Genomic DNA, 25,949 nt, shown 5'->3' with positions numbered 1-25,949 from the left:
AAACAGTATTAAGAAAGTAAAATCTATGCTAAATTGTTAACAACATCCATTCTCACCAAATATGTCAAAACAACATCCTTTGGGTTTGGTTCGGCTGCAACTTGTTAAAAAAATGAAACGGTTGTAATAAAAGTCAACAGGTTGCTACTAACTGCTGTAACACTGTAAAATATGAGGAATCTTTTTACCACCTTTTTATTCACTCTGATCCTGTCGTTTGTTTCAGGCAATACGATCAAAGGAATCATAAAAGATGAAAACAAACATCCGGTTGAATTCGCCAATATCCTGCTACATCAGAATGGCAACACGAATTTTCTGAATGGCGCAACAAGTGACAGCATCGGCCAATTTTCACTGGACGCCCTGAAGGATGGTAATTACTTTTTAGAAGTAATTTATGTCGGATATAAGACGGACACGATAACGGATATCCAGCTTGAAAACAATGCTACAAAAGATATAGGGGAAATCGCCTTAAAGCTGGAAGAAAACATACTGAAAGGAGTAGAAATTTCCGCATCAAGGCCCATTATTGAACGCAAAGCGGACAGAATAGTATACAATGTAGAAAACAGCGCGAAATCGAGCGGCGAAAATGTACTGGATTTATTACGTTCCGTTCCCGGCGTAACGGTCAGCGGCAATGAGCAGATTCGCATCAATGGGAAAAGTGATGTTCAGGTAATCATTAACGGAAAAGTGGAAGTATTAAATGCTGAACAATTGGCAAACCTGTTAAAATCCGTTCAAAGTTCAAATGTCAAAAAAATTGATGTAGTGAGCAATCCGTCCGCCCGTTACGATGCGGAATCAAAAGGCGGCGTACTTGAGATTCAGCTAAAATCCAGTCTGATGACCGGTATGAACGGATCTGTATATGCCAATTACCGGCAAAATGAATTTGCAAGTACAGAAACGGGTTTCAATATCAATGTGAATCACAAAAAATGGACATTAAGTACCAATTATAATTTCGGGTATAACAACAACTATCAGAAAAACACCTTTAAACGTGATTTCACAGGCGACAGTGCCATCATTCGTTTTGATGAAAAAAGTTATGATAGGAACAAATTTATCAATCACTACGCCAACCTGAGCTTAAAATACAACATCAATGATAAAAACACCATTGGTATAGGCGGTGAAATATTTCAGTTTTACAATCCTCACACCGCTAATTCTCATTTAAATGTATTCAATAACATTTCGATAAGTGAAAATCTGAATTCTATTCAAAAAACAATTAATACCTCTTATGGCAAAGGTATTAACCCTTCCGCCAATTTTAATTTCAGAAGTGTGCTGGACAGCATGGGCAGCTCACTGGAACTAACGTATGATTATACCTATTCGTATTTATATACCAACAGCCATTTAGACATGGGGTTCTATGATTCTACCAATGCAGAGAAGCCCATTCCACATTCCGATTTTATACAAGACAACCCGTACATCGTTAATTTGCATACCGCCAGATTGAACTATAACAAACCGATGAAAAAAGAACACAGTATTGAGTTTGGTGTAAAATTCACATGGACAACAACGACCAATGACATACAATTTAAAAATCTGTCAGGTACAGCGTATGTGTTTGACAGCACTAAATCCAACAAATTTCAGTACATAGAAAATATTAATGCGCTATTTTCCACCTGGAGCAAAAACTGGAAAAAAGGCTGGAGCACCAATTTAGGCCTGCGAATAGAACAAACCAATACCAATCAGCGGTCTTACACGTTAAACAAAATTACCAAAAGGCACTACGTTGACTTTTTTCCGAGTGTATTCATACAGAAAAACATAAAGGACAAACACAGTATCAATTTAAATTTCAGCAGAAAGATCAACCGTCCTGATTTCAATGACTTAAATCCTTTTCAGTTTTATCTGAGTCCGTATTCCATCTGGACCGGAAATGAGAACCTGAGACCACAGTACGCTAATATTACGGAATTCACCTACACGTACAAAAATGCCTACAGCTTTTTCATAGGCCATGAAAACCTGAATAACAACTACACCCACCTGATATTTCAGGATGACAGCACAAAAATTTCCACTTACAGAGCGTCCAATTTTAAAGTACGCAACAACCTGAATATAGGTGTGAACATCAACAGGGAGCTATTTAAATGGTGGACGATTTCCTATTCCGCACAATACACCTTTTTTAAATACAATTCCATTGTCAACAATTCCCCATTTATCGTCACTTCCCATAAATTCAATATTTCACTGGATAATACATTTATTTTACCTAAAGATTTTACGATTAATGTATTTGGGTTTTACACTTCACCGCACTACGATGCAACTGATATTATGCAAAGCGATGGCATGTTAAATATATCCGTCTCCAAAGCGTTTTTTGACAAGAAACTCCGTATCCGGTTAGCAGGCAATGATATCTTAGGTACTAAAAACATGTCTTACACGACTAACTTTTTTAATGTTAATTCCAAAACCACTAACCGATGGAGTTCCCGATTCTTCAGTTTAAGCGTCACTTATAATTTCCAGAAAGGGAAAAAGTTCCAGAATACCCGTGTAAATAAGAGCAACGAAGAAGAAAAGAGCAGAATCGGCGGTTAAAAAATTTTAATGATAAATCAGACGCTTTTAAAGTATACGGATTCATTGCAAAACGGCCGATTTAATTTATTTTTGTATTTTTAAAGCCTTAATTCACTTTAGAAATGCAGATAAAATTCGGAACCGACGGCTGGAGAGCCATCATTGCACAGGATTTCACAACAGACAACGTAGCTAGGGTAGCAGAAGCTACCGCCCTTTGGGTAAAATCCTTCTCAGCACAACCAACCATCGTCATCGGGCACGATTGCCGGTTTGGAGGACCGCTATTTACAGAAACCACCATTAAGGTATTGTGCCATCACGGCGTAAAGGTTTATGCGCATAAAGGTATCTGCTCTACACCCATGGTGTCTTTAGGCTGTGTAAAACTGAAAGCCGAAGCAGGTGTGGTGATTACCGCTTCACATAATCCGCCCTCCTACAATGGATTCAAATTAAAATCACACTTTGGCGGCCCCACCACACCGGCTGATATTGCCAAGGTAGAGGCATTGATACCTGATCAGACGGTCGTTCCTTCCGCTTCCCTCGAAGAATATATCCAATCCGGCAAACTGGAATACGTGGATTTAGAAACCATGTACTTTGACCACGTAGAAGCCTCTTTCGATATGAAAGCGATTCGTGAGTGTGGTATGATTTTCGGATACGATGGCATGTATGGCGCCGGACAGAAAATTGTCCGCCGGCTGTTGCCGGATAATTTGGTTTACCTGCATTGCGAGGAGAATCCGGGTTTTAAAGGGCAGGCTCCCGAACCGTTGCACAAGAATTTACTCGAATTTTCCGAACTGATAAAAAACTCCACGGATATTGAATTCGGATTTGCCAACGACGGTGATGCAGACAGGATCGGTTGTTATGACAATGAAGGAAATTTCATTGATTCACATCATGTCATTCTGTTGCTGATTCACTATCTGTACAAATACAAAGGCCTGACGGGTAAAGTAGCCATTTCATTTACCGTCTCCAACAAGATAAAAAAGATGTGCGAAGTATACGGATTAGCGTGCGAGGTAACACCCGTCGGATTTAAATATGTGTGTGAAATCATGGTCAATGAAAACGTACTGGTGGGTGGTGAAGAAAGCGGTGGTATTGCCATTACAGGACATATTCCGGAACGGGATGGCGTGTGGATGGCATTGGTATTGATGGAATTTATGGCAAAAACCGGAAAATCCATCCAGGAGCTGATACAGGAGGTATACGATGTGGTCGGCATCTTTGATTACGACCGCTATGACCTGCACATCTCGGAAGCATTAAAACAACAGGTTATCGCTAACTGTAAAAATGACGCATATAAAAGCTTTGGAAACTATCCCATTGAACGAAAGGAAGATACTGACGGCTGGAAGTATTTCCTTCCAAATGAATCCTGGATGATGATACGCGCCAGCGGCACTGAACCCGTTCTTCGTGTGTATGCCGAAGCAAAAGACAGAACTGCCGTCATTGATATTCTGGAAACGGTAAAAGCTGTGCTGTTAAATAACCAAGCATGAGAAAAGTGAAACACTTTACAGTTAAGCATTCGTTTTGGACGAATGGGATCCGTAAAGCTGTTGTCTTAATTATCTGCTTTTTTATATTCCTGCCTGCTTTCTGCATTGGAAAACAAAACAAGAGTAAAAAACAGAAAGACACACCGGCTGTTCATTCACCCTATACTATGGTGAAAGACTCGGTTTGGAGCAATAACAACTGGGAAGTACATAACGACACCGTTTTTACGAATCAATATGAAGTCAAAAAAATAATCACCTCCTACGACCTGATTCCTGACACCATCTGGCAAAATGAAAATGTCTATTCTGCCGGATACGACACCGTCTTTCATTACGATTATATTGCAAAAGACGCTGCCTACAATTATACCGGAAAAATAAAAATGAGCAAGCCGTTCTCGTTTTTTCGTCCTTCCGAAGTGCTGAATAAACCCAGAGTCGGATTAGTAACGGGATTTATAGGCGGATTATATGTAGGTGCCAATGCCTGGTGGAGCGGCGCCTGGTATTCCCAATACAACAAATCAAAATTTCATTTCTTTAACGACTGGGGTGAATGGAATCAAATGGATAAGATTGCCCATGTCTATAGCTGTTATCTGGAAACCAAATGGACCTATGACCTCTACAAATGGGCCGGTGTGAAAGAAAAACATGCCATCTGGATTGGGATCCTGATGGGTAACATGTGGCAGCTGTCCATCGAAATCAACGACGGATTTCAGAAAAAATGGGGATTTTCATGGCCGGATGTTTCCATGAATATCGCCGGCTCCCTGTTGTTCGGCATTCAGCAATATATCTGGCATGACCAGCGCATCCAGATGAAGATATCGGCATTTCCAACCAATTATTCCAAATATAATGACCCGCAGGTAAAAGCCAGAACGGATAAATTATATGGCACCTCATTCGGAGAAATATTACTGAAAGACTATAACTCTTTGACATTTTGGTGGAGTGTGGCACCGGGTGCGTTTATACAAAATCCCAAGTCAAAGTTTCCAAAATGGCTGCAGTTTTCGTTCGGTTACGGCGCCGGTGGCATGCTGGGAGGCTACAAAAACGTATGGTCTAAGAACGATCTCGGCGGTGATGAGGATTTAAACAATGAAGACCCAGCGGATATTATCGACCGATCGGACATACAGCGCTTACATCGTTTTTATTTCTCCTTCGATATAGACTGGACCAAGCTGCCTGTAAAGAGACATTGGGCAAAAGGACTGATGAAGGTATTGAATGTCATAAAACTTCCGGCGCCGGCTATCGAGTTTAACGACAATAAACACGGCAGCAAGGTGGCATGGCACTGGATTAAATTTTAGCAGTATACAACTAAATTCATTTCATCTGTAAATTTCTATGATAAAAGACGCATTAGCAGAAATAGTTGAAAGAGACTTATTAAAACTGAGAGAAGAAATCAGTTTGTATAAGAATGAAGACAATCTTTGGATAACGGAGAAACAAATCAGCAATTCTGCCGGGAACTTAGCTTTACATCTAATTGGCAACCTGAACCATTTTATCGGTGCAACACTAGGCAATACCGGATATATACGCCAACGGGACAAAGAATTTTCCGATAAGAACATCCCGCTGAAGGAGTTGCTTGATGCTATAGACAATACGACAAATATCGTCAAACAAACATTGACTCATCTGCCGGAAGAAGATTTTGATAAAGATTTCCCGCTGGAAAAACACGGACAGACGGTTAAAACGGATTTTATGCTGCTGCATCTGCTGGCTCATCTCGAATATCACCTCGGACAGATCAATTACCACAGAAGATTGATTGAATAGGAAAAACCCTCCGGTTCCGGAGGGTTTTTATTCTTACAAATCTAGAACTATTTCACGAAGAAGGAAACGATATAATACGTTAATCCTGCCAGTAATGCGCTGATAGGAATGGTCAATACCCATGCCCACAATAGATTAATCGTCACACCCCACCTTACAGCACTTAATCTTTTGGTAGCACCCACCCCGATAATTGCACCTGTGATGGTATGCGTGGTAGAAACAGGAATACCCATTTGCTCCGTCAGGAACAAGGTGGTCGCACCTGCCGTTTCTGCGCAAACACCTTCCAAAGGTGTTACTTTGGTGATTTTTGTTCCCATGGTCTTTACAATCTTCCAGCCGCCGCTCAGCGTACCCAAACTTATGGCAAGGTAACAGGACAAAGGCACCCAATCCGGCATAGCCTTGATATCCACAATATTTCCGTTCGCTATTAATGCTGCCGCAATGATACCCATAACCTTCTGCGCATCGTTGCCGCCATGACCAATACTGAACGCGGCAGAAGAAAGCAACTGCATTTGTTTGAAATTATTGGCGGTTCGTTGTGCGCTGGGTTCTTTCACTTTTTCCGTATATACAAATGAAATGATGATGATTAACAGCATTGCAATCAACCCATAGCGAATGATTTTATTGTCGCCCTTTTCAATTTCTTTCGTTAAATCTTTTTTTATGTCCACCCGCACGCTTTTTTCGAAATCAGCAATCTGATCCGGTTGAATCGGGACTTTAGCCAGCATCGCCTGAACCATCTTATCATATCCCAGTTCGTGGTGTTTCTTGGCAATAGATTTCAATGAATCGGCTGCCGCCTGTGCAAACTCATACGCCTGTTTTTTTGTCGGATCTTTATGTGCCAGTATTTTTAATTGCTTTACCTTAAAGAACAATTTTACTTTATCATCTATACGGGAACCTGTCACCATATTTAAATCCACATTTTCTGCAATTTCATTGGTCACCACTTCCGCGCCTTTACGTTCATAATGCTTGACATATTCAAATGATTTATGTGCATTTTCTACGGCAATCGTCAATTTTTCTTCATTCTTTGCCTTCTCATCGGCTTTTCCGGGGTCTGCAATATCCTTTTTATACTTATCCACTCTGAAAAACTTCGCCACGTTTTCATCAATTTTCTTTTCCTGAAAATGGATAAAGGTAAACCAGATAGCCACACACGTAAGCAATAGGACACCGCATTTCACCCAGGTGTTTCTGTTCATCATAATCAAGGTATAAAACATGGAGATGATCATACCTATGAGCGGTGCCAGAAAAATAAAGGCAATTGTTTTTAGTATTTTCGCGCTGTCAATAATCTCTTTTAGCGGCATCCATCCTTTGTGCTGGATGAAAGCATGTGTAATGGCAGCACCGGCAAATCCCCCAATCAGTGTATGGGAAGAAGAGGACGGTATTCCATACCACCAGGTTAACAGATTCCAGGTAATGGCAGCAATCAACCCGGCAAAGATTACCGGCAGGGTGATATACCCCTCATTGACCGTCTTGCCAATCGTATTGGCAACCGCATGATCCTTAAAAATCAAAAAGGCTACAAAATTAAAGAATGCTGCCCACAGAACTGCCTGAAACGGTGTCAATACTTTCGTGGAAACGACGGTGGCAATAGAGTTGGCTGCATCGTGGAACCCGTTGATATAATCAAATATTAAAGCTAACGCAATGATGATGATGATAAATTCCATTTTTTTAGTTTAAAAGTTTAAAACCTGTACGTTTAAAAAATCATTTTGTGATTTTTACATCATTTAACTCCCGTTCACCGTTACGAATATTTGATTACAATTGACTCAATCACATTCGATGCATCCTGACATTTATCGGAAACCAATTCCAGTTCTTCGAATAAGTCCTTCATGACAATTATCTTAACCGGATTGTCTTTATTATTGCGAACCAAATCACCGATAGCCTGATTGTATAATAAATCCACCTTTGATTCATAACCGTGAATATTTAGACAGGCTGCATTTACCTTTCCCATATTTTTCATATCCCTCAATTCATAAATGGCCGTTCTTAATGCTTTCACTGATTCATCATTTAACTCCGCCATCTTCAGAATATAGTCATTGAATTCGGTAAAATCGTAGTTTTTCATCTTGTTCCCTACCTCATCAATATAATCCACGACATCATCCATGGCGGATGCCAGTTCATGTATATCCTCTCTGTCGAACGGTGTGATGAAATTTTTGCTCAGTTCAACATACAGATTATGCACCACATCATCGGCCTGGTGTTCCAGATGTCCGGTTTGAGCCAGGATTTCAAATCTTTTTGAATCTGTTTCTTTCATAGCAGACAAAAAAACTTCACTTATCTTTACAGAAATATCTGCAGTCTGTTCAAATAGGTTTTGAAAGATCTTGTCTTTGGGTTGAAATAATTTTAAAAATGAGAATGCCATAATTGTTTGATTTAAATTATTAATATTTTGCCTTTAAAAATTTATTTGAGCCTGTAAACGGATAAGATGCCCTTTCTGATGATTGTCCTGTAATACAAAATCCTCAAACCGTCTGTCTGAATAAACATATGCCATAACAAATTCAAACTGCTTAACCGGCTGGTATTCTATTCCCAGTTCATATTCCTGAACGGTATAACTTCTGGCATCCAGTTCGTGTTTTTTACCTCCTTTGTAATACTGAGCTCTGAAGTAAGGGAACAAAATCTGCTTTTTTACCGGTAAGTAATAAGATAACGTAATATACCCTCCATGTAACAGTTTCGTTTCTATAGAATCCGTCAGTTTGTTAAACTCAGGTCCTCTTCCCACATTGTATTCTGCCTGAATGCCGAATGGTTTTGGATATAATATAAGACTTGCTGCCATTCGCTGATCCCAATAATTCCGGTTTTCCTTGAATTTGGCATTTTTGCTGATCATATCCGAAGCAATTGTGTATTTGCCCAGATATCCCTGTATACCCGGTTCGAGAATCTGATTCTTAATTTTTATCGGATAACATGCTCTCAGCACGACATGAGGAGTTTTATTCAATTCGGGCTTATTGGCAGTTTGTCCATTATATGCCCCAACTGCAATAAGTCCATAATCACCGGAACCTTTGAATCCGTCTTTTACCAATTCCGAAAACAGTTTTCTGTATTTTTCCGGTGCCCAATAGAAAAATACGCCTAAGTCACGCTCATTTGATACTGCACTGTTCAGTGCATCATTTCTGTCAAATGGAAGACGATTTTGACTGGACTGCATATTTTCAAAGCCATAAGGTACCTTACTCTGACCAAGACGAAACCGAAATTCATTATGTTTCCCAATACCCAAATCCATATAAGCATCCCTTAATTGTACAAAGTTCTGTCCGGTAGAGGAAACACTGCTCGCAAAATCCGGTTGGATGTAAAAATAGACATGTTTGCCTATCTGACCGTACAATATCACCCGCAACCTCCGGAGCGAAAACCCTCCGCCTTCTCCCCAACTCTTATCACATTGTTCGCATTTTAATTTTTCATTGGTTTCCGCCAAACGGTTGTATCGGAATTGGGTATATCCGCGAATGGCAAAGGACTCATACCATTTTTTTTCTGTTTTAGCTGTGTTTGTCGACAACCCTTCTTCCTTTTGGTTATTATACCACACCTTGAAAGCGGTAATTGCCTTACCTTTTTTCTTTTTTTCTATAATATAGACGGTGTCTTTGGCTACGGGAGGAACTGCTGCTACCGTTTGTACAACTGAATCAGCTGACACAGCTGACGTATTGATATGAGTTTCAACAAAAACTGCTGTCGTCAAAATAAGCCGAAGGATTAAAAATTTGTTTCTCATCTGTGTGTGTGTTTGCTTTGGTGTGTGTATTTCCATCATCATTTACAGCAATAAAAAACGACGCACTGAATGGCGTCGTTAACAGGTAATTCCTTGTGTGTAAAAAAGAATTATTCTTATGCTTAAAAGTCATTTTATTCCTGCAAATCATTGGGACAAAGTTCAGCAATAAGCGTCAAAATAAGTATGATTATTATCAGCTGAAGTTTTAAACAGCTAAAACCCTCCTATTGGATATTTTGTTAATTAGCTGAAAATGTTATACTTGCAAAAATGAATTTGAATAATTTTAGAAAAACTACAAACTACTTGAGTATCGTTCACATAAAATTCACAAAAAAGACAAAATAAGAAACCTGTTTCAGTACCGGGAGTTCGTGTTTTAGCTGTCTGCTGATTATTTTTTGTCTGATTTGCGTTCTTTCAATTTCTTATCTGCCGTTTCTTTATTCAGAAACTCATTGAGCTTTTCAACCGGAAATGTAGATTTAATTTCACCAAACTGGTTCACCGAAATCTGAAAGCCTTCCAATTCCTTATGGAGTTTGGGTGTCGTTTGTTTTTTCTTTTTGCTCACCGTTTATTATTACAACATCTAAATTACCGATTCCTGTCGTATTGTTTGAATATTTTCCTAATTTTATCTGATAAGCCATGTTATGCTGACTGCTGACTATTATATAAACGGGATACTTCAAAAAGACAGGGTTGTTTTAAGCAAAGCTATTACCATAATTGAGAGTACGAAACCCGAAGATAATTTACTCGCAGAAAAAATCATACAGGCTTGTTTGCAGACCAACAGGAGCAGCCGGCGAATAGGTATAACAGGTGCTCCCGGTGCCGGCAAAAGCACATTTATCAATGCATTCGGAAAATTACTGTTAGAAGAAAAAAACTCCATCGCCGTATTAGCAATAGACCCATCCAGCACCATCAGCAGGGGAAGTATCCTGGGCGACAAGACACGCATGGAAGACATATCGAATCATCCCGGTTGCTATATCCGTCCGACAGCCAGCAGCAGTACGATGGGTGGCGTAGCGAGGAAAACCAGAGAAACCATTACCCTTTGCGAAACATTCGGCTTTGACTACATCTTTATTGAAACGGTGGGTGTCGGACAATCGGAGACTATGGTCAAAAATATGGTGGATTTATTTCTGCTGCTGCTGCTACCCAATTCGGGCGACGAATTACAAGGTATCAAACGGGGAATTATGGAAATGGCTGACATGGTGATTATCCATAAATCAGATAAGGCTAATGAGGCTGCTGCAAAAACAGCTGCTGCACAGATAAAGCTTGCCTTACATTTGCTTGCACCCAATGAAAAGAACTGGACAATTCCAGTCATGAACGTTTCATCCCTGGAACATACCGGACTGGAGGAATGTAGACAAAAGTTGGATTCGTACTTTCTGCAAATGGAAAACTCCGGTTTCCTGAGCCACAACAGGACACATCAGCAAATACATGCGCTGGAAGAGCACGTAATAGAACTGCTTAAAAGTAAGCTGCATTCAGACCCTGGTATTCTTCAACTGAAGACCGAACTGGAGCAAAGAATCATACGACGTGAAATGGATGTCAGCAGTGCTGCAAAATTGCTTTCGGAGAAACTGTTAAGATAGCACTTATTATTTCAGCACTTCCACCTTATCTACAAAATATTTGGTTTCACCCTGCCAGGGCAGGTTCTTTATTTTCTCCTTGTAATGCAGCCGTACCATCTTGCCTTCCATCAGACTTAACCGATTGGCCAGCTGCTTATCTTTAACTGAAAATGCCCAACTGTTATTGGTAACGGTACTTCCAACAGTTGTGTTGACACTGCCCACATTGAGTTCACCTTCAAAGGTTTTGAATACAAAACCTTTAGTAGAAAACTTAATCAGCATACCGGCTCTGTTACCTTCGCTATAGGTAAAATTAAAATAAAGAAAAGTAATGGTAACTGTAATAATACAGATTAAGAGGAAGAACAACAGTAATCTTCTGAAAAAATGTTTAACGGTGTGTGTTGGTTTATTAACCGGTGATGCCGATGCGCCGGAACTTTTTAAAGGAGGTTGTTCTACCATCTCAATTATTTTTACTAAATTAAACATAAATTTTGAATACCATACGTTTTATAAAATGGAAATCACCGAGACAAAAACATTCAGAACAGAATGCCATGCCTCAGAAATCGATAAGAATTATTCAGGGAAACTCAATTTCTGGTTTACGACCATCTGGTGCCTTGGATAGATGCTGTCTGCTGCTTTGTTGTTTTATTTCTTTTGGTCGTTAAATGCCGTCCTGTTATTCGTATTAACCGTTTTTTCCTGTTATCTGAATTATGAATGGCTGCACTTCGCCTATCATTTGCCGGAAGGTCACTTTGTGGCTAAACTGCCATCTATCAGCACCTTGCGAGAACTGCACCATACCCATCACGATGTTCCCCTAATGACAAAGTATAATCTCAACATCACCTATCCTTTATTTGACTTCCTTTTCGGAGCATACCTTGAAAAATAGCTTGAAAATTTTACTTTTGTATCAATGCTATTTTTATATTTACCTTGTTTAAAATTTAGCGTTATATTTATACTTTCAGATGAATTCATTTTATAAAATACTGCTAACAGTAGGTTTTTGGACATTAACCTTTTACAGTTTCTGTACACACAACCGTGCGGGTGAAATAACCTACAGACATGTATCGGGTCTTTCCTATGAATTCACCATTACCACCTATACCAAAGTAAGCGGCGTGAGTGGTGATGCAGACCGGCAGCGTCTGGGAATATCCTGGGGGGATGGTACGTTTGATTCTTTGTCCAGAGCTTCTGAAATTTTCTTAGATGCGGATATCAAACAAAACAAATATATCGGCGTTCATACCTATTCTGCCCCATTTACCTATGTCGTTGGTGTCTCTGACCCAAACCGGATAGAAAATATTATTAATATCAATAACTCAGTCAATACACTATTTTATTTAGAAGATACCGTTAAAATCTTAGACCCTAATGTAATAGGATATAATAATTCACCGCAATTACTGAACCCTCCAATTGAATATGGAAATGTAGGGCAGATATTTATTCATAACCCCAATGCTTTCGATCCGGATGGCGACAGTTTGACTTTTTCCATCATGTCACCGCTGCAGGCCAGCGGATTGCCTGTAAACGGATACACCCCTCCGAATTTAATTTTTCCGGGCCCCGACAATCAGATATCCATCAACCAGCAAACCGGCGAACTGAAATGGGAATCCCCGCAGCAGGCGGGTATATATAACATCGTCATCCTGATCCGGGAATATCGGGCTGGCATCCTGATCGGTACCGTCATACGGGATTTACAGATCATTATTGACGCCACCTTAAATTCACCTCCTGTCCTTAATGTTCCTGTTAAAATTTGTAAAGTCGCCGGCGATACGATTTTATTCACGGCAACCGCATCCGATCCAAATACAACAGATGTTGTCACCATAAGGGCAAATGGTGCACCGCTTATTGCCAGTAACAGTCCTGCTACGTTCACAGTAGGAAGTCCTGCCAATCCGGTCAGCGGTACTTTCAGGTGGAATACGAATTGCACCCACCTGATAAAGAATGACTACCTCGTCGTATTCAATGCAGTGGATAATTTCCGTTCACCACCGCTTACCAATTCGAAAACACTCTCCATTACCTTACTGGCACCACCACCTGAAAATTTCACGGCAACGCTGAACATTACCAATAAAACCGTTGCAGTACGCTGGGACAGCCTTTATACCTGTTCCGGAAATCCTAAGTTTTTGAACTTTTCCATTTGGAGAAAAAAAGGATGCAATACGCCACTTGACAGTTGCAGCAGCAATCTGGCTGCGTTAGGATATGAATTAATCGCCACCACAGCGAATTATTCGTTCATAGATAATACCATTCGTTCGGGCAATGTCTACAGCTACAGGGTGGTGGCGAATTTCGGTGACAGAAGCAATGTCGGAATTATCCTGAACAGATTCTCCGGGCTGGCAAGTGCAGAATCCTGTGTGGTGATTCCGGCTGACATTCCACTGATTTATAACGTCGATGTAAGAACAACGGATGCCACCTCCGGACAAATTTATGTGGAATGGTCCAGGCCATTTTCCAATCGCTTAGACACCATCACCAATCCGGGGCCGTATGTATTTAAATTATTCAGAGCTGATGGGTTAAACGGAACCAATTATACCATAATAAAAACGGTGACCGCCAATTCATTTTCGGAAATCACCGATACCACCCATCTGGATACCGGATTAAACACCGTAAACACAGCTTATAACTATAAAGTGGCATTTTTTGCCCGGTCAAATGATAGCCTGGGAACGAGCGAAGCAGCGTCTTCTGTTTTTCTGTCTGTAGGCACTGCGTTTGAAATATTAAACCTTTCCTGGAGCTTTTTGGTACCATGGACCAACGGTAGTTATGTCATATTCCGTAAACTTCCGGGCGGCAGTACATTCGATTCTCTGACTACCGTAACGACAACGTCATACAGCGATACCAATTTAGAGAATGACAGTTTATACTGTTACAAGATTAAAGCAATTGGCAGTTATTCGATTTCCGGACTGAAAACGCCGCTTATCAATTATTCCCAGGAAGCCTGTGCACGTCCGAGTGATACCATTCCGCCGTGTACGCCTGTTCTGGAAATTTCCAATTTCTGTACGGACAGTAATCTAGATACCTCTGAATACAAAAATTATCTTAAATGGACATACAATCAAAATGCAAACTGCAAAACGGATGATATTGTTCTGGTAAGAATTTTCTATGCAAACACTTCAGCAGATACCTTAAAACAGATAGACAGTATTATCGGGAATGTATTCAACAACTATACTCATGTATTGAACAGCAGGAGTATTGCAGGCTGTTATGCGGTACAGGCTGTCCGTAAGAACGGGAATACCGGTTTGCTTTCTGAAAGAGTTTGCGTGGATAATTGTCCGATCTATAAATTACCGAATACGTTCACTCCTAATGGAGATGGACAGAATGATTTATATACCCCTATCTTCCCTTACCGGTTTGTAGAGAAAATTGACATGAAAATATATAACCGATGGGGTAATCTCGTTTTTGAAACCACACAACCCGACATTAACTGGGATGGAACCGATTATAAATCCAAGAAACCATTATTTACAGGAGTCTATTATTATGTATGTGATGTGTATTTTCAAACCATTGACGGCATCCGGAAAACAAACAAACCACTCAGCGGATACATTCAGCTGTTTCGCGAATAAAGATAATTGGCAGCCGTAAGAAACTGCGCATTTTAAATAACCATTCAGCACATGTTTACAGGTATCATAGAGGAAATCGGGGAAGTAACCAACATTAAGAAAGAGGGGAATAATATCCATTTTACCATAAAAAGCAGTTTATCTAAAACACTGAAAATTGATCAGAGTGTTGCACACAATGGTGTCTGCCTGACGGTGATAAAAAAAGACAGTTCCACACACAGCGTTACCGCCATAAAAGAGACATTAGCCATTACAACCTTATCAAAATGGAAAAAGGGATATAAAATAAATTTAGAACGGGCCATGGTAGCCGGTGCACGTCTCGACGGGCATATGGTACAGGGACATGCAGACCAGACTGCTACCATTACAGGCATAAAAGAACAAAACGGCAGCTGGGACTTTTTCTTGGAGTTCGATGCTTTGCCAAAATTTACATTGGCAGAAAAAGGCTCTGTCTGCATAGATGGTACCAGTCTGACAGTTGTGACCACCAAAAAGAAAAAATTTTCGGTTTCCATTATTCCCTACACATTCGAACACACCATTTTCTCCAACTATAAAGTAGGTACACAGGTGAACGTCGAGTTTGATATTTTAGGCAAATATGTGGAACGACTGATGAAACAATATAGATAAAAAAAGCTCACCCAAGTGGGGTGAGCCTGCCGTACTCTAAAAAACTGAGGATGTTTAGTGTGTTGGTTGGTTTTTATAAATCAATTCTCAAACTTTGATAAGACTCTCCGTGCTGAGTGATATCCAGTCCCAATTCTTCTTCTTCTTTCGTGACACGAATCGGATCGATGAGATTGGTGATGTAATATAATGCATAAGAACCCAAAAAGGCAAATGCTGCCACACCCACCAATCCTATCATGTGATGGATGAAGGTCTTCGTTTCACCGTAAGCTAAACCCCAGTCGGTAATACCGGTTCCATAATCCGCAGCGAATATACCGGTCATAATCATGCCGACCATACCGCCTACACCATGACAAGGGAATACGTCCAGCGTATCATCAATCGTTGATTTATTTTTGAAGTGAACCGCCATGTTACTTACAGCTGCAGCGATGGCACCGATGGCGATACTCTCCCCTACATTCACAAAGCCGCAGGCAGGTGTGATGGCCACTAAACCAACTACCGCACCAACGCAGGCACCGATAGATGAGATTTTATTGCCGCGCATAGCGTCCATTAATACCCATGAAATCATAGCGGCTGCGGCGGCAGTATTGGTTGTGGCAAAGGCATTGGCTGCTTTTGCATTCACGCCCAATGCAGAACCAGCATTGAAACCAAACCATCCGAACCAAAGCAACCCTGTACCGATAATCACGTATGGAACATTGGCAAATTCATGAGTGCGTTCACTTTCCGTTCTAGGGCCGAGAAACAATGCGCCTGCTAAAGCTGCAAATCCGGCTGTCATATGCACCACCGTTCCGCCTGCAAAATCTAATATTCCGTATTTAAATAAAAGACCGTCCGGATGCCAGGTCATGTGACAGACCGGTGCATAGATAAAAATGAAAAATAAGGTAATAAACAGTAAGTAACCGGAAAACTTTACGCGTTGTGCGAAAGAGCCGGTAATCAGCGCCGGTGTGATGATGGCAAACTTTAACTGAAACATGGCAAACATTACAAATGGAACAGTGGCCGAAAAGGTTTCATTCGGCTTCAAACCAACACCCTGAAACATTTTATAGGTGAATGGATTTCCAATAATACCGCCAATATCATCTCCAAAACACAGGCTGAAACCAAAGACTACCCAGACTATACTCATTAAACCCAGGCATATTACACTTTGAAAAACCGTAGAGATGATATTTTTACGATTTGCCATACCGCCATAGAAAAAACCCAATGCCGGTGTCATGATTAACACCAACGCAGATGCCACTAACATCCAGGCTGTATCACCGGTATTGATGTCTCCGGCACTGCTGCCTGTTAACGCCTGTCCCGGGTTGAAAGCACCTGCAACCACTAATGCAAGGAAGATGAACGCGGGAAGTAAATATTTTTTTCGCATTGCCATAATTGATAAATTTTAAAGGTTAATAATTGATTTAGCTAAGTAATTGAATAATTTTTAATTATTTTACAGAAATAGCATTGTTTAATCATTTATTAACGAAAAATAAATCACATTTAATTTTTTATAACTTTTAAAGTGAGAAGCAAATTTATACTAAACATTGACCATCAACACAATAGGACAAAATAAATTGAAAAATAAATAAATTGAAAAAAAAGAACCTGTTGGATAATTCGTTAATATCCCAAAACTTTCAGCATAGCTTCCGAACTTTGTTCTTCCGCGAATACCTCGTAGGTTAGTTTTCCATTTGCATCCTTATCTATAATGATATTTTTGGGGGAAGGAATCAGGCAGTGTTTGGTACCTCCGTATCCGCTTAACGAATCCTGATAGGCGCCGGTATGAAAAAACCCGATATATAATTTCTGGTCACCGATTATTTTAGGCATGTATACCTGATTGATATGCACCTCCGAGTTGTAGTAATCACTGACGTCGCAGCTAAGCCCACCAATAATGGTGCGCTGATAAGCCTGGTTCCAGTTGTTAATAGGTAATAAGATAAACCGCTGGTTCATCCCCCATACGTCCGGAATGGTGGTCATCAGAGAACCATTGATCATATACCACAGCTCGCTGTCGTTTTGTTTTTTCTGACCAATGATTTCAAAGATATTACATCCGCTCTCTCCTACCGTAAAATTTCCAAACTCCGTATAGATATTAGGATGGTCGATTTCAGCTTCATCACAGAAATTCTTGATTTTACGTACTATCTCCTCGACCAGGTAAGCATAATCATACTTGGAACCCAGTGAATAGCGGATAGGCATGCCGCCACCTATATTGATGCTGTTGAGTTCAGGACAAACCTGCTTCAATTCCACATACATGGTCAGCGATTTATTCAGTTCACTCCAGTAGTAGGCGGAATCTTTTATGCCGGAATCTATAAAAAAATGGAGCATCCGCAATTTGATATTGGCATTTGGCTTTATCTTCTCAATATAAAACGGTATCAAGTCGCGCTGACGGATACCTAAACGGGAAGTATAAAACTGATAGTTAGGTTCTTCTTCCGCAGCGATACGGACTCCAATATTCAAGTCTTTTTCAAAATTCAGGAAGGCATCGAATTCTTCCATATTATCCAATACCGAAACGACATTGGTAAAACCGTCCTTTATCAAGGCCAGGATAGCATCCGTATAGCGTTTTGGTTTAAAACCATTACAGATAATCCGGATTTTCTTGTCAATCTTCTTCTTTTTCAATAAGGCACGTATCAAATCAATATCATATGCACTGGAGGTTTCCAGCTGGGCGTTGTTCTTCAAGACCTCATTCAAAACATGCGAAAAGTGATTGCTCTTGGTGCAATAACAATAATAATAATGTCCGTTATACCCGACGCTTTCAAATGCCTCATAAAACCATCTTCTGGCGCGGTTAATGTTTTCCCCAATCTTAGGAAGATAGGTAAGTTTCAACGGCGCCCCGTGTTGTTCGATGACACTTTTCAAATCTATTTTATGGAAACGAAGCCAGTTATCTTCCAAATCAAAACCATCCTGAGGGAAGTAATATGTCTGTTCGATAAGGTCTATATAACGGTCTCTCATGCTGCAGCGGGTAGTTTACAAATAATTAGATTGCAAATGTACTAACAAAATGTATTACTTTTGCGTCAAAATTACACTTTACCCATAGTGATTGCAGTGCAAAAATGAATATTTATCAGGAAATACAACAGGAGGTCTGTAAGGCATTTCCCACTCTGTTCGGCAGTGAAGTGGAGTCGGGCAAAATCACCATCAATGAAACACCGAAAGATTTTACAGGAGATGTTACACTGGTCGTTTTTCCGTTACTGAAACTGACTAAAAAGAATCCGGAGGAATCGGCTAAGGTGATTGGTGATTATCTGGTGACTCAAAAAAAATATGTCACTGCGTTTAATGTCATCAAAGGATTTTTAAACCTGTCTGTCGATACATCTTATTGGGTAGACTATATTGTACAATATGACATAAACCAGGCTCCCGCTGAAAAACAGCAGAAAGTACTGATAGAATACTCTTCCCCCAATACCAACAAGCCGCTGCATTTAGGGCATATCCGCAACAATGTGCTGGGTTATGCATTGGCAGGCATTTACAAAGCAAACGGATATACGGTTATAAAAGCCAATCTGGTCAATGACCGTGGCATCCATATCTGCAAATCCATGCTCGCCTGGAAAAAATACGGCAAAGGTGAAACGCCCGAAAGTACGGGGATAAAAGGCGATAAACTGGTCGGCAAATACTATGTTGAATTTGACAGGCATTATAAGCAACAAATTGAAGATCTGACGGCTCTGGGCAACACAAAAGACGAAGCTGAAAAACAGGCTCCCATCCTGCTGGAAGCACAGGAAATGCTGCGCCTGTGGGAAGCAGGCGACCGGGAAGTGATGGATTTGTGGAGCACGATGAACAGTTGGGTATATGCCGGTTTTGAAATCACCTACAAAAACCTTGGGGTCGATTTTGATAAATTCTATTATGAATCGGACACCTATCTGCTGGGAAAGGATATCATTGAAGAGGGTATTCAAAAGAATGTTTTCTACAGAAAAGAGGATGGCAGTGTATGGATTGACTTAACCCAGGACGGACTGGACCATAAGCTGGTGCTGCGTGCCGACGGCACTTCTGTATATATCACACAGGACCTGGGTACCGCCGATCTGAAATACAACGACTTTAAAATGGATACCTCCATTTATGTGGTTGGTAATGAGCAAGACTACCATTTTAAGGTGCTGAAGTTAATCATGCAGAAACTGGGCCGTCCTTATGCAAATGGTATCTATCATTTTTCCTACGGCATGGTGGACTTACCGAGCGGCAAGATGAAATCCAGGGAAGGAACAGTGGTAGATGCGGATGATTTGATGGGGGATATGATTGTAAATGCAAGGGAGCAGACTGAAGCTCTGGGAAAAATGAATGATTTCAGCGAAGCTGAAAAAACCGCTCTTTTCAAAACCATTGGGATGGGAGCATTAAAATTTTTCCTGCTGAGAGTTGATCCAAAAAAAAGAATTTTATTCGACCCAAAGGAAAGCATTGACCTCCAGGGTTACACTGGCCCTTTCGTTCAGTACACCTATGCACGAACAAGAAGTATATTAAGAAGGAATCAGGAATCGGGAACGGGGAATCAGGTCATGAAGCAACCACTTCCTGCAAAAGAATTGCTGCATCCAACAGAAATAGAGCTGATAAAAATGCTTTACAGATATCCGATTGTACTGGAAGAATGCTGTAAAGAGATGAATCCGGCGCAGTTGATTGACTACTCTTACGAAGTGGCGAAAACTTATAATAAATTTTACACGGATTGTTCTATCTTAGCCGCCGAAAAAGCCGAACAGAAAAATTTCAGAATTCTTCTAACCGAACGAACCGGAGACATCCTGAAAAAATGTTTTTCCATCGCAGGCATCGAAGTACCGGAAAGGATGTAAATATAACAGTCGATGGTTGATAGTCCTCAGACCATAGATATTCTTAATTCAAATACACCATAGACTATGGACTATATCTATGGAAATATAAAATGGAACTATATCTAAAGAAAGTACGAAATAAAGGAAGAGGCGTTTTTTGTACCGTGGATTTACACGAAGGAGATATCATCGAAGTTTGCCCGGTAATCGTCTGCCCGGCTAAAGACTGCAAACACTTAGACAAGACACACCTGTATCATTATTATTTCCAGTGGGGAAATGACGGTAAGAGCGCTGGCGTAGTTTGCGGATATGGTGCCATGTACAACCACTCTTATAATCCGAACGCCGTCTACGAGACATTTTATGAAAAAGAAATATTCCGGGTGAAGGCACGCAGGCTTATTCCTGCCAATACCGAAATCACCATCAACTACAATTTCTATCCGGACGAGCAGACTTTAGTCTGGTTTGATGTGGAGAAAAAAAAGGCAAAAAAGTCTCTGAAAAGTAGTCATATAACATAGACAAGGTCTGAAAATTCTAAATCAAAATAAAAAAGCCGCTTCTTTTGAAGCGGCTTTTGTTTATCATTGAGTTGAATCAGTACTCATCCTCATTAAAGAGAAAATCTTCTTTGGTAGGATATTCCGGCCAGATATCCTCAATACTTTCATATAGCTCCTCATCATCATCCAGTTCCTGCAGGTTTTCAATCACTTCAAGCGGTGCACCTGTGCGTATCGCGAAGTCAATCAATTCATCTTTAGATGCAGGCCACGGTGCTTCTTCTAAATACGATGCCAATTCTAACGTCCAATACATATTAAATATTTTTAATTTTTAGTAAAAATGAACCTCTAACGGAGTGCAAATATATGCCTAAAATTCAAAAATCAAAATAAAAAATAAAATAGTTATAAACAATTGACAATCAGTATATTTAACACATATTCAGTCACCTTGATTCTGGAATTCATTCTTTATCAGTGAGCTTTCCATATAATTTCCGCCGCACCTGAATCATGCGCTGTTTTCCGAGCCAATACAAATAAAAAATCAGACAGGCGGTTTAAGAAACGAATCAACACCAACGGCACCTCTTCGGTTTCCGACAATTGTACCACGCGGCGTTCAGCTCTGCGGCATACCGTTCGTGCCACGTGGCAGATGGCCGCTCCATGTGTTCCTCCTGGTAAAATGAAGAACTTCAATTCCGGCAAATGCTCATTCATCTTATCTATATATTCTTCCATCAACGTTATCTTGGATTCCGGTATTTCCGGTAAAATCAGGTTCTGCTTTCCGGGCTCTGCCGCCAGATGGGTTCCGATATCAAACAATCTGCTTTGTATATCTGTCAGCAAATCGGTATACTCTTTTTCTTCCATGTAAGCAGCCACCAGACCTATGTACGAATTAAGCTCATCCACCGTTCCGTATGTTTCAATTCTCATCTCTGCCTTTGACAACCGCTTCCCTCCGTATAAAGTAGTTGTACCGCTGTCACCCGTTTTAGTATATATTTTCATCGGAATTTTGCTTTATTTAAAAATACTAACAAACAGTGTAATGAAGTGTTTTATTTTATGCACAAAAAAAGTCTTCCGTTTCCGGAAGACTTTATATAATTAAGAGGCACTGCTTATTTGCCTTGCGCCTGTTGTTTTTTCATGGCTTCCTGAATCATTTGCTGAAGTGCCGCGTTATCGCCTCCACCTTCCTGCGGTTGATTAGGTTCTATACCGAGCAACTCCACCTCAAAGGTTAAGGTTTCATTCGGACCAATGCCCGCCTGTTGTTGTCCCTGTGCACCATAAGCTAATTTACCCGGAATATAGAATTTGTATTTAGATCCTACATTCATCAATTGTAATCCTTCTGTCCAGCCCGGAATTACTCCGTTCAGAGGGAAAGTGGCAGGCTGGCCTCTTTTTACAGAACTGTCAAAAACAGTTCCGTCTAAAAGCGAACCGGTATAATTTACTTTCACCACATCCGTCAATTGGGGCTTTGGTCCGGTTCCGTCTGAAACCACTTCATACTGCAAACCACTCGCTGTCGTTTTTATTCCGGCTTTTTTAGCGTTCTCTTCAAAGAATTTTTTAGCCTTCCGGTCATTTTCTTTCATCATAGCATGCATCTGAGGATTAAAGTGTTTCATCATCACTTCGGTAATGGTATCACCGCCGAACAATTGCTTCTTATTGTTCATGGCATCATAAATTCCGCGTGCAAGAATATCGACATTCAGTGTGCTGTCTAATCCGTTTGCTTTCAGGTTTTGTCCCATCTGTAATCCTATGGCATAGGAGACGGAGTCAATTTCTTTTTTAGGCTTTGAGTTTACAAAGCTGTTTTTGTTATTGCAGGCAGCAAAGAGTGCGATTACTGCTGCAAGTATCAATGGCATACTATTTTTGTTCATAAAATTGTTTTGATAGTTTATTATTGATTAATTGATTGATTGATTGATTATTCTTCCGTAACCTTGATATTGGAAGGTGCCTTGGGTACTTCAGGGATTGCCGGTGCCGGTGCTTTAATATCCAGCAATTCTACGTCAAAGATCAACGTTTCATTCGGACCTATTCCTGCCTGTTGTACACCCTGCTCGCCGTAAGCCAGATTTCCAGGAATGAAAAATTTGTATTTTGAGCCGACTGACATATACTGCAATCCTTCCGTCCATCCCGGAATCACGCCATTCAGCGGAAAAGTAGCCGGCTCACCACCCACAGAACTGTCAAATGTTTTTCCGTCCACCAGCTTTCCGGTATAGTGTACCGTAACAACATCCGTTGCCAGTGGCTTCTGACCGGTCGTATCATGAATAATTTCATATTGAAGACCGCTCTGAGTCACTTTGACACCCGGGCGTCTGGCATTATCTTCCAGGAATGTCTTTGCCTTTAAAGCCTTCTCCGCAGCTTTTTGCTTTTGTTTTTCTGTAAAGAACTGCTGAGCAAGTCCCATTGCAATTTTTTCATCTACGATGGATGTATCATGCTTCAGGGCATCTTCCATCCCCTTCTGAACTGCGTACGGATTAATATCTTCCGCACCATTCTTCTTCATGTCGTTGCCAATCTGATGACCAATAAAATAAGAGATGGTGTCCACCTTATTTTTCAGCGTGGTTGACGGCTGGGTAACAGGCTCGGCAGGCTTTGATTTTGATTTGTTCCTTTTAGCGAACCCTATCGTGGAAGCAGTCAGTAATATGAACAGGATAAATACTCTCATTGATTAAAATTTGAAGTGCAAAAATACGGTATTTGAGACTATAAATGCATTTATTAACGATTTTTAATGATAGATTTCAGACGGCTGCCGATAATTTCTTCATAATCGGGTACCAGTCCACGCCGCCACGGTCTTTTCCCATACGAATAACAATTACATTTCTGGTTTCATTAATCAGCATAATCTGCCCGTTAAAGCCGGCGGCACAGTATACATCACTTTCGTTATCATCAACGGAATAATACCAGCCCATACAATACTTATCATCTTCCCTGCAGCGGTGAAGCGTATCGTCACAATAATTGAACCATGCTCCGGGCAGTAACTGCCTTTTCTTAAATCTTCCGTCGTGCAGTACCATCATGCCGAATTTAGCCAGGTCTCTGGCTGACATATTCAGCCCTCCATAGTATTTGGGGTTGCGCGTCAGTTTACTGTCCAATGCCCAATAAGCGGTATCCTGCATTCCCAGTTTATTCCATAATCGTTCATATAAATAATCCAGAAATTTCTTATCGCCTAATGAATTTTTTATGCATTCCCCTAAAATCTGCGTATCAATGGATTTATACATATACTGCATACCCGGCGGCGTATCAAACTGAGCACCGTATATGGACCGGGTTAGATTTTTATTGTAGTAATACTGTAGCGTTTGAAATATTTTACCATATTCATCATAGTTCAATCCGGACTGCATCTGAGCCAGGTGCCTTAACGTCAGCTGTTTGAATTTCGGATTTTTTAAACCTTTAAAATAATCCGTTACAGGTATTTCCGCGTCTGCAATATACTTATCCTTGACTGCCATCCCCAGCAAGGCTGTTACAAAAACCTTTGTAACCGAAAATAACTGGGTGTTATCTCCCTCTTTAACTCCGTTCATATACCGTTTAAAAATGATGGTATCATTCCGAACCACTAAAAATGAAGTGGTGCTGGTACTTTGGAGTAAAAAATCCGGATACTGGTATTCCGCAGCTATGGCGCTGTCAGTCCATCCGGAAAGTTCAGGAAGTGCAATTTGATTTTCAGGAATACGATATGGATGTTCTGCCGGTTTTATAAACGCGGCTGTATAAAATTTACCGTCAAAAATAGACGGAACCCTTAATGAATCGTTATAGCTTAAAATAAGAACGCTCAATCCTACAACGATTCCGATGGTGAAAATTTTTACGAATGTAATCCTCTTTTTCATTATGGCTTCGTACGAATCGTGACATTATAAGAAATACCTACGTTTAGGTGAACATTACTGAAGGTCGTCTTCTGATACGTATTTCTGGAGAATAAATCACTGTACCCTTTTTGCTTATAATAGAGGAAATCATAATCTACCCCAACACCTATACCGAATTTCCTCTTAATAAGATAACGGACCCTGAGGTCAGCGCCAAAATAAAACTTACTGCCCTTGCCGCTGTCGTAGTATCCGTCACCGGTATAGCCCCCGATGCGGATGGAGGGATGTATCTGCAAACATTTGTTTTTCAGGAACTCAAAGACATATCCAACCTGAGCGGAGACAATAAAAAATACGGAATTCGATTTTGAAAACAAGTTCCCCCTGTTGGGTTCTTTCTTATATTTCCGGATAGTAAAGAACTGATAATTCATTCCGAAGAACAATCCCTTCCAGAAATTTGCCTGCAGACTGAATTGAATATTCCCGGACTTATAGGATTTTGATAAATTGCTTTTAGTATCTCTGTCCAGCCATACGGCAGAGGAATCTTCCACCGGATAATAGGGGCCGTGAAAGATATCATTCTCGACCACCATTGGATTGAATGGTGAAAAATCGATACCAAACAACAGATGAACCCTCTCAACATTCCACTTCATTTTTTTGGCAGGAGGCAGGTAGTCAGATAATTGGATTTTCAGAGCAGTATCCGTTTTGAGAATCGAATCTTTGACAATAGTATCATTTTTAGTTAAACTGTCTGATCCTTTACTTTCATAAACTAAAACAGAATCCTGTCCAAAAGTTATAGATGAAAGGAATAAAACAAAGAGACACAACAGGAATCGCATTGTATAAAAATAGAAAAATCCCGGCATATCACCGGGATTTTTTTATGAGTTGATGT

The 25,949-nt window shown here is 40.4% G+C and carries 23 protein-coding genes; 10 read left to right on the top strand and 13 right to left on the bottom strand.

The features are described 5' to 3' along the window. The first annotated feature begins 171 nt into the window (after positions 1-171). The 4 genes from IPM95_09960 to IPM95_09945 all read left to right on the top strand — a co-directional run bounded on the left by IPM95_09960 (position 172) and on the right by IPM95_09945 (position 5,927). A complete protein-coding gene (locus IPM95_09960; GenBank protein MBK9329614.1) occupies positions 172-2,601 on the top strand; it encodes a TonB-dependent receptor in 2,430 nt (809 codons plus the stop codon). A gap of 104 nt (positions 2,602-2,705) precedes the next feature. Beyond that, complete coding sequence (locus tag IPM95_09955; protein ID MBK9329613.1) at positions 2,706-4,115, top strand: phosphoglucomutase/phosphomannomutase family protein; 1,410 nt, start codon at positions 2,706-2,708, stop codon at positions 4,113-4,115. Continuing rightward, positions 4,112-5,446: a DUF2279 domain-containing protein gene (locus IPM95_09950; protein MBK9329612.1), complete on the top strand. Its 1,335-nt coding sequence runs from the start codon at positions 4,112-4,114 to the stop codon at positions 5,444-5,446. Before IPM95_09955 ends, IPM95_09950 begins: the two co-directional genes overlap by 4 nt. A gap of 37 nt (positions 5,447-5,483) precedes the next feature. After that, the gene (locus tag IPM95_09945) at positions 5,484-5,927 is read left to right on the top strand and encodes a DUF1572 family protein (protein ID MBK9329611.1); all 444 of its coding nucleotides are present in this window, start codon (positions 5,484-5,486) and stop codon (positions 5,925-5,927) included. A gap of 47 nt (positions 5,928-5,974) precedes the next feature. Here IPM95_09945 and IPM95_09940 read toward each other — a convergent pair whose 3' ends face one another. The 4 genes from IPM95_09940 to IPM95_09925 form a co-directional block, all read right to left on the bottom strand. Beyond that, entirely contained in the window at positions 5,975-7,645 is a 1,671-nt protein-coding gene (locus IPM95_09940) for an inorganic phosphate transporter (protein ID MBK9329610.1), read from the bottom strand. Positions 7,646-7,725: 80 nt separating this feature from the next. Continuing rightward, positions 7,726-8,370, bottom strand: a complete 645-nt coding sequence (locus IPM95_09935) for a DUF47 domain-containing protein (protein MBK9329609.1) — start codon at positions 8,368-8,370, stop codon at positions 7,726-7,728. A 33-nt stretch (positions 8,371-8,403) separates the two neighbouring features. Beyond that, complete coding sequence (locus tag IPM95_09930; protein ID MBK9329608.1) at positions 8,404-9,762, bottom strand: porin; 1,359 nt, start codon at positions 9,760-9,762, stop codon at positions 8,404-8,406. A gap of 397 nt (positions 9,763-10,159) precedes the next feature. Continuing rightward, on the bottom strand, positions 10,160-10,339 hold the full coding sequence (locus tag IPM95_09925; GenBank protein ID MBK9329607.1) for a hypothetical protein: 180 nt from the start codon (positions 10,337-10,339) through the stop codon (positions 10,160-10,162). Between the two features lie 82 nt (positions 10,340-10,421). Here IPM95_09925 and meaB point away from each other — a divergent pair, with 82 nt between their 5' ends. After that, positions 10,422-11,396, top strand: coding sequence for a methylmalonyl Co-A mutase-associated GTPase MeaB (gene meaB, locus IPM95_09920; protein ID MBK9329606.1), 975 nt, complete (start codon positions 10,422-10,424; stop codon positions 11,394-11,396). A 6-nt stretch (positions 11,397-11,402) separates the two neighbouring features. Here meaB and IPM95_09915 read toward each other — a convergent pair whose 3' ends face one another. After that, positions 11,403-11,753: a 6-phosphogluconate dehydrogenase gene (locus tag IPM95_09915; GenBank protein MBK9329605.1), complete on the bottom strand. Its 351-nt coding sequence runs from the start codon at positions 11,751-11,753 to the stop codon at positions 11,403-11,405. A gap of 262 nt (positions 11,754-12,015) precedes the next feature. On the opposite strand from IPM95_09915, the gene IPM95_09910 reads away from it, so the two are divergent. The 3 genes from IPM95_09910 to IPM95_09900 all read left to right on the top strand — a co-directional run bounded on the left by IPM95_09910 (position 12,016) and on the right by IPM95_09900 (position 15,694). Continuing rightward, on the top strand, positions 12,016-12,288 hold the full coding sequence (locus IPM95_09910; protein ID MBK9329604.1) for a hypothetical protein: 273 nt from the start codon (positions 12,016-12,018) through the stop codon (positions 12,286-12,288). Between the two features lie 79 nt (positions 12,289-12,367). After that, positions 12,368-15,052, top strand: a complete 2,685-nt coding sequence (locus IPM95_09905) for a gliding motility-associated C-terminal domain-containing protein (GenBank protein ID MBK9329603.1) — start codon at positions 12,368-12,370, stop codon at positions 15,050-15,052. Positions 15,053-15,103: 51 nt separating this feature from the next. Continuing rightward, positions 15,104-15,694 (top strand): riboflavin synthase, encoded by a 591-nt coding sequence (locus IPM95_09900; GenBank protein MBK9329602.1) that lies wholly within the window; start codon positions 15,104-15,106, stop codon positions 15,692-15,694. Between the two features lie 73 nt (positions 15,695-15,767). Here the strand turns inward: IPM95_09900 and IPM95_09895 are convergent, their stop codons facing one another. Beyond that, the gene (locus tag IPM95_09895; GenBank protein MBK9329601.1) at positions 15,768-17,102 is read right to left on the bottom strand and encodes an ammonium transporter; all 1,335 of its coding nucleotides are present in this window, start codon (positions 17,100-17,102) and stop codon (positions 15,768-15,770) included. Positions 17,103-17,344: 242 nt separating this feature from the next. After that, positions 17,345-18,733 (bottom strand): arginine decarboxylase, encoded by a 1,389-nt coding sequence (locus IPM95_09890; GenBank protein ID MBK9329600.1) that lies wholly within the window; start codon positions 18,731-18,733, stop codon positions 17,345-17,347. A 104-nt stretch (positions 18,734-18,837) separates the two neighbouring features. Between IPM95_09890 and IPM95_09885 the strand changes: the two genes are divergently transcribed. After that, complete coding sequence (locus tag IPM95_09885; GenBank protein MBK9329599.1) at positions 18,838-20,625, top strand: arginine--tRNA ligase; 1,788 nt, start codon at positions 18,838-18,840, stop codon at positions 20,623-20,625. A gap of 92 nt (positions 20,626-20,717) precedes the next feature. Beyond that, the gene (locus IPM95_09880; protein ID MBK9329598.1) at positions 20,718-21,134 is read left to right on the top strand and encodes an SET domain-containing protein-lysine N-methyltransferase; all 417 of its coding nucleotides are present in this window, start codon (positions 20,718-20,720) and stop codon (positions 21,132-21,134) included. Between the two features lie 76 nt (positions 21,135-21,210). Here the strand turns inward: IPM95_09880 and IPM95_09875 are convergent, their stop codons facing one another. The 6 genes from IPM95_09875 to IPM95_09850 all read right to left on the bottom strand — a co-directional run bounded on the left by IPM95_09875 (position 21,211) and on the right by IPM95_09850 (position 25,920). After that, a complete protein-coding gene (locus tag IPM95_09875) occupies positions 21,211-21,432 on the bottom strand; it encodes a DUF2795 domain-containing protein (GenBank protein MBK9329597.1) in 222 nt (73 codons plus the stop codon). A 161-nt stretch (positions 21,433-21,593) separates the two neighbouring features. Beyond that, entirely contained in the window at positions 21,594-22,139 is a 546-nt protein-coding gene (locus IPM95_09870) for a cob(I)yrinic acid a,c-diamide adenosyltransferase (GenBank protein MBK9329596.1), read from the bottom strand. A 113-nt stretch (positions 22,140-22,252) separates the two neighbouring features. Beyond that, entirely contained in the window at positions 22,253-23,035 is a 783-nt protein-coding gene (locus IPM95_09865; GenBank protein MBK9329595.1) for an FKBP-type peptidyl-prolyl cis-trans isomerase, read from the bottom strand. 47 nt (positions 23,036-23,082) lie between these two features. Beyond that, on the bottom strand, positions 23,083-23,853 hold the full coding sequence (locus IPM95_09860) for an FKBP-type peptidyl-prolyl cis-trans isomerase (protein ID MBK9329594.1): 771 nt from the start codon (positions 23,851-23,853) through the stop codon (positions 23,083-23,085). A gap of 76 nt (positions 23,854-23,929) precedes the next feature. Continuing rightward, positions 23,930-25,054, bottom strand: a complete 1,125-nt coding sequence (locus IPM95_09855; protein ID MBK9329593.1) for a serine hydrolase — start codon at positions 25,052-25,054, stop codon at positions 23,930-23,932. Further along, positions 25,054-25,920 (bottom strand): hypothetical protein, encoded by an 867-nt coding sequence (locus IPM95_09850; protein MBK9329592.1) that lies wholly within the window; start codon positions 25,918-25,920, stop codon positions 25,054-25,056. The genes IPM95_09855 and IPM95_09850 overlap by 1 nt, the downstream gene beginning before the upstream one ends. Between the last annotated feature and the right edge of the window lie 29 nt (positions 25,921-25,949).

It is taken from the genome of Sphingobacteriales bacterium, from assembly GCA_016719635.1.
GTDB lineage: Bacteria > Bacteroidota > Bacteroidia > Chitinophagales > JADIYW01 > JADJSS01.
This window is presented reverse-complemented; position numbering and strand designations above follow the sequence as displayed.

Excerpts from the sequence above, each read along its gene's own strand:
- IPM95_09960 (MBK9329614.1), top strand. The coding sequence starts at position 172 with ATGAGGAATCTTTTTACCACCTTTTTATTCACTCTGATCCTGTCGTTT.
- IPM95_09955 (MBK9329613.1), top strand. The coding sequence starts at position 2,706 with ATGCAGATAAAATTCGGAACCGACGGCTGGAGAGCCATCATTGCACAG.
- IPM95_09950 (MBK9329612.1), top strand. The coding sequence starts at position 4,112 with ATGAGAAAAGTGAAACACTTTACAGTTAAGCATTCGTTTTGGACGAAT.
- IPM95_09945 (MBK9329611.1), top strand. The coding sequence starts at position 5,484 with ATGATAAAAGACGCATTAGCAGAAATAGTTGAAAGAGACTTATTAAAA.
- IPM95_09940 (MBK9329610.1), bottom strand. The coding sequence starts at position 7,645 with ATGGAATTTATCATCATCATCATTGCGTTAGCTTTAATATTTGATTAT.
- IPM95_09935 (MBK9329609.1), bottom strand. The coding sequence starts at position 8,370 with ATGGCATTCTCATTTTTAAAATTATTTCAACCCAAAGACAAGATCTTT.
- IPM95_09930 (MBK9329608.1), bottom strand. The coding sequence starts at position 9,762 with ATGAGAAACAAATTTTTAATCCTTCGGCTTATTTTGACGACAGCAGTT.
- meaB (MBK9329606.1), top strand. The coding sequence starts at position 10,422 with ATGCTGACTGCTGACTATTATATAAACGGGATACTTCAAAAAGACAGG.
- IPM95_09910 (MBK9329604.1), top strand. The coding sequence starts at position 12,016 with ATGCTGTCTGCTGCTTTGTTGTTTTATTTCTTTTGGTCGTTAAATGCC.
- IPM95_09905 (MBK9329603.1), top strand. The coding sequence starts at position 12,368 with ATGAATTCATTTTATAAAATACTGCTAACAGTAGGTTTTTGGACATTA.
- IPM95_09900 (MBK9329602.1), top strand. The coding sequence starts at position 15,104 with ATGTTTACAGGTATCATAGAGGAAATCGGGGAAGTAACCAACATTAAG.
- IPM95_09895 (MBK9329601.1), bottom strand. The coding sequence starts at position 17,102 with ATGCGAAAAAAATATTTACTTCCCGCGTTCATCTTCCTTGCATTAGTG.
- IPM95_09890 (MBK9329600.1), bottom strand. The coding sequence starts at position 18,733 with ATGAGAGACCGTTATATAGACCTTATCGAACAGACATATTACTTCCCT.
- IPM95_09885 (MBK9329599.1), top strand. The coding sequence starts at position 18,838 with ATGAATATTTATCAGGAAATACAACAGGAGGTCTGTAAGGCATTTCCC.
- IPM95_09880 (MBK9329598.1), top strand. The coding sequence starts at position 20,718 with ATGGAACTATATCTAAAGAAAGTACGAAATAAAGGAAGAGGCGTTTTT.
- IPM95_09875 (MBK9329597.1), bottom strand. The coding sequence starts at position 21,432 with ATGTATTGGACGTTAGAATTGGCATCGTATTTAGAAGAAGCACCGTGG.
- IPM95_09870 (MBK9329596.1), bottom strand. The coding sequence starts at position 22,139 with ATGAAAATATATACTAAAACGGGTGACAGCGGTACAACTACTTTATAC.
- IPM95_09865 (MBK9329595.1), bottom strand. The coding sequence starts at position 23,035 with ATGAACAAAAATAGTATGCCATTGATACTTGCAGCAGTAATCGCACTC.
- IPM95_09860 (MBK9329594.1), bottom strand. The coding sequence starts at position 23,853 with ATGAGAGTATTTATCCTGTTCATATTACTGACTGCTTCCACGATAGGG.
- IPM95_09855 (MBK9329593.1), bottom strand. The coding sequence starts at position 25,054 with ATGAAAAAGAGGATTACATTCGTAAAAATTTTCACCATCGGAATCGTT.
- IPM95_09850 (MBK9329592.1), bottom strand. The coding sequence starts at position 25,920 with ATGCCGGGATTTTTCTATTTTTATACAATGCGATTCCTGTTGTGTCTC.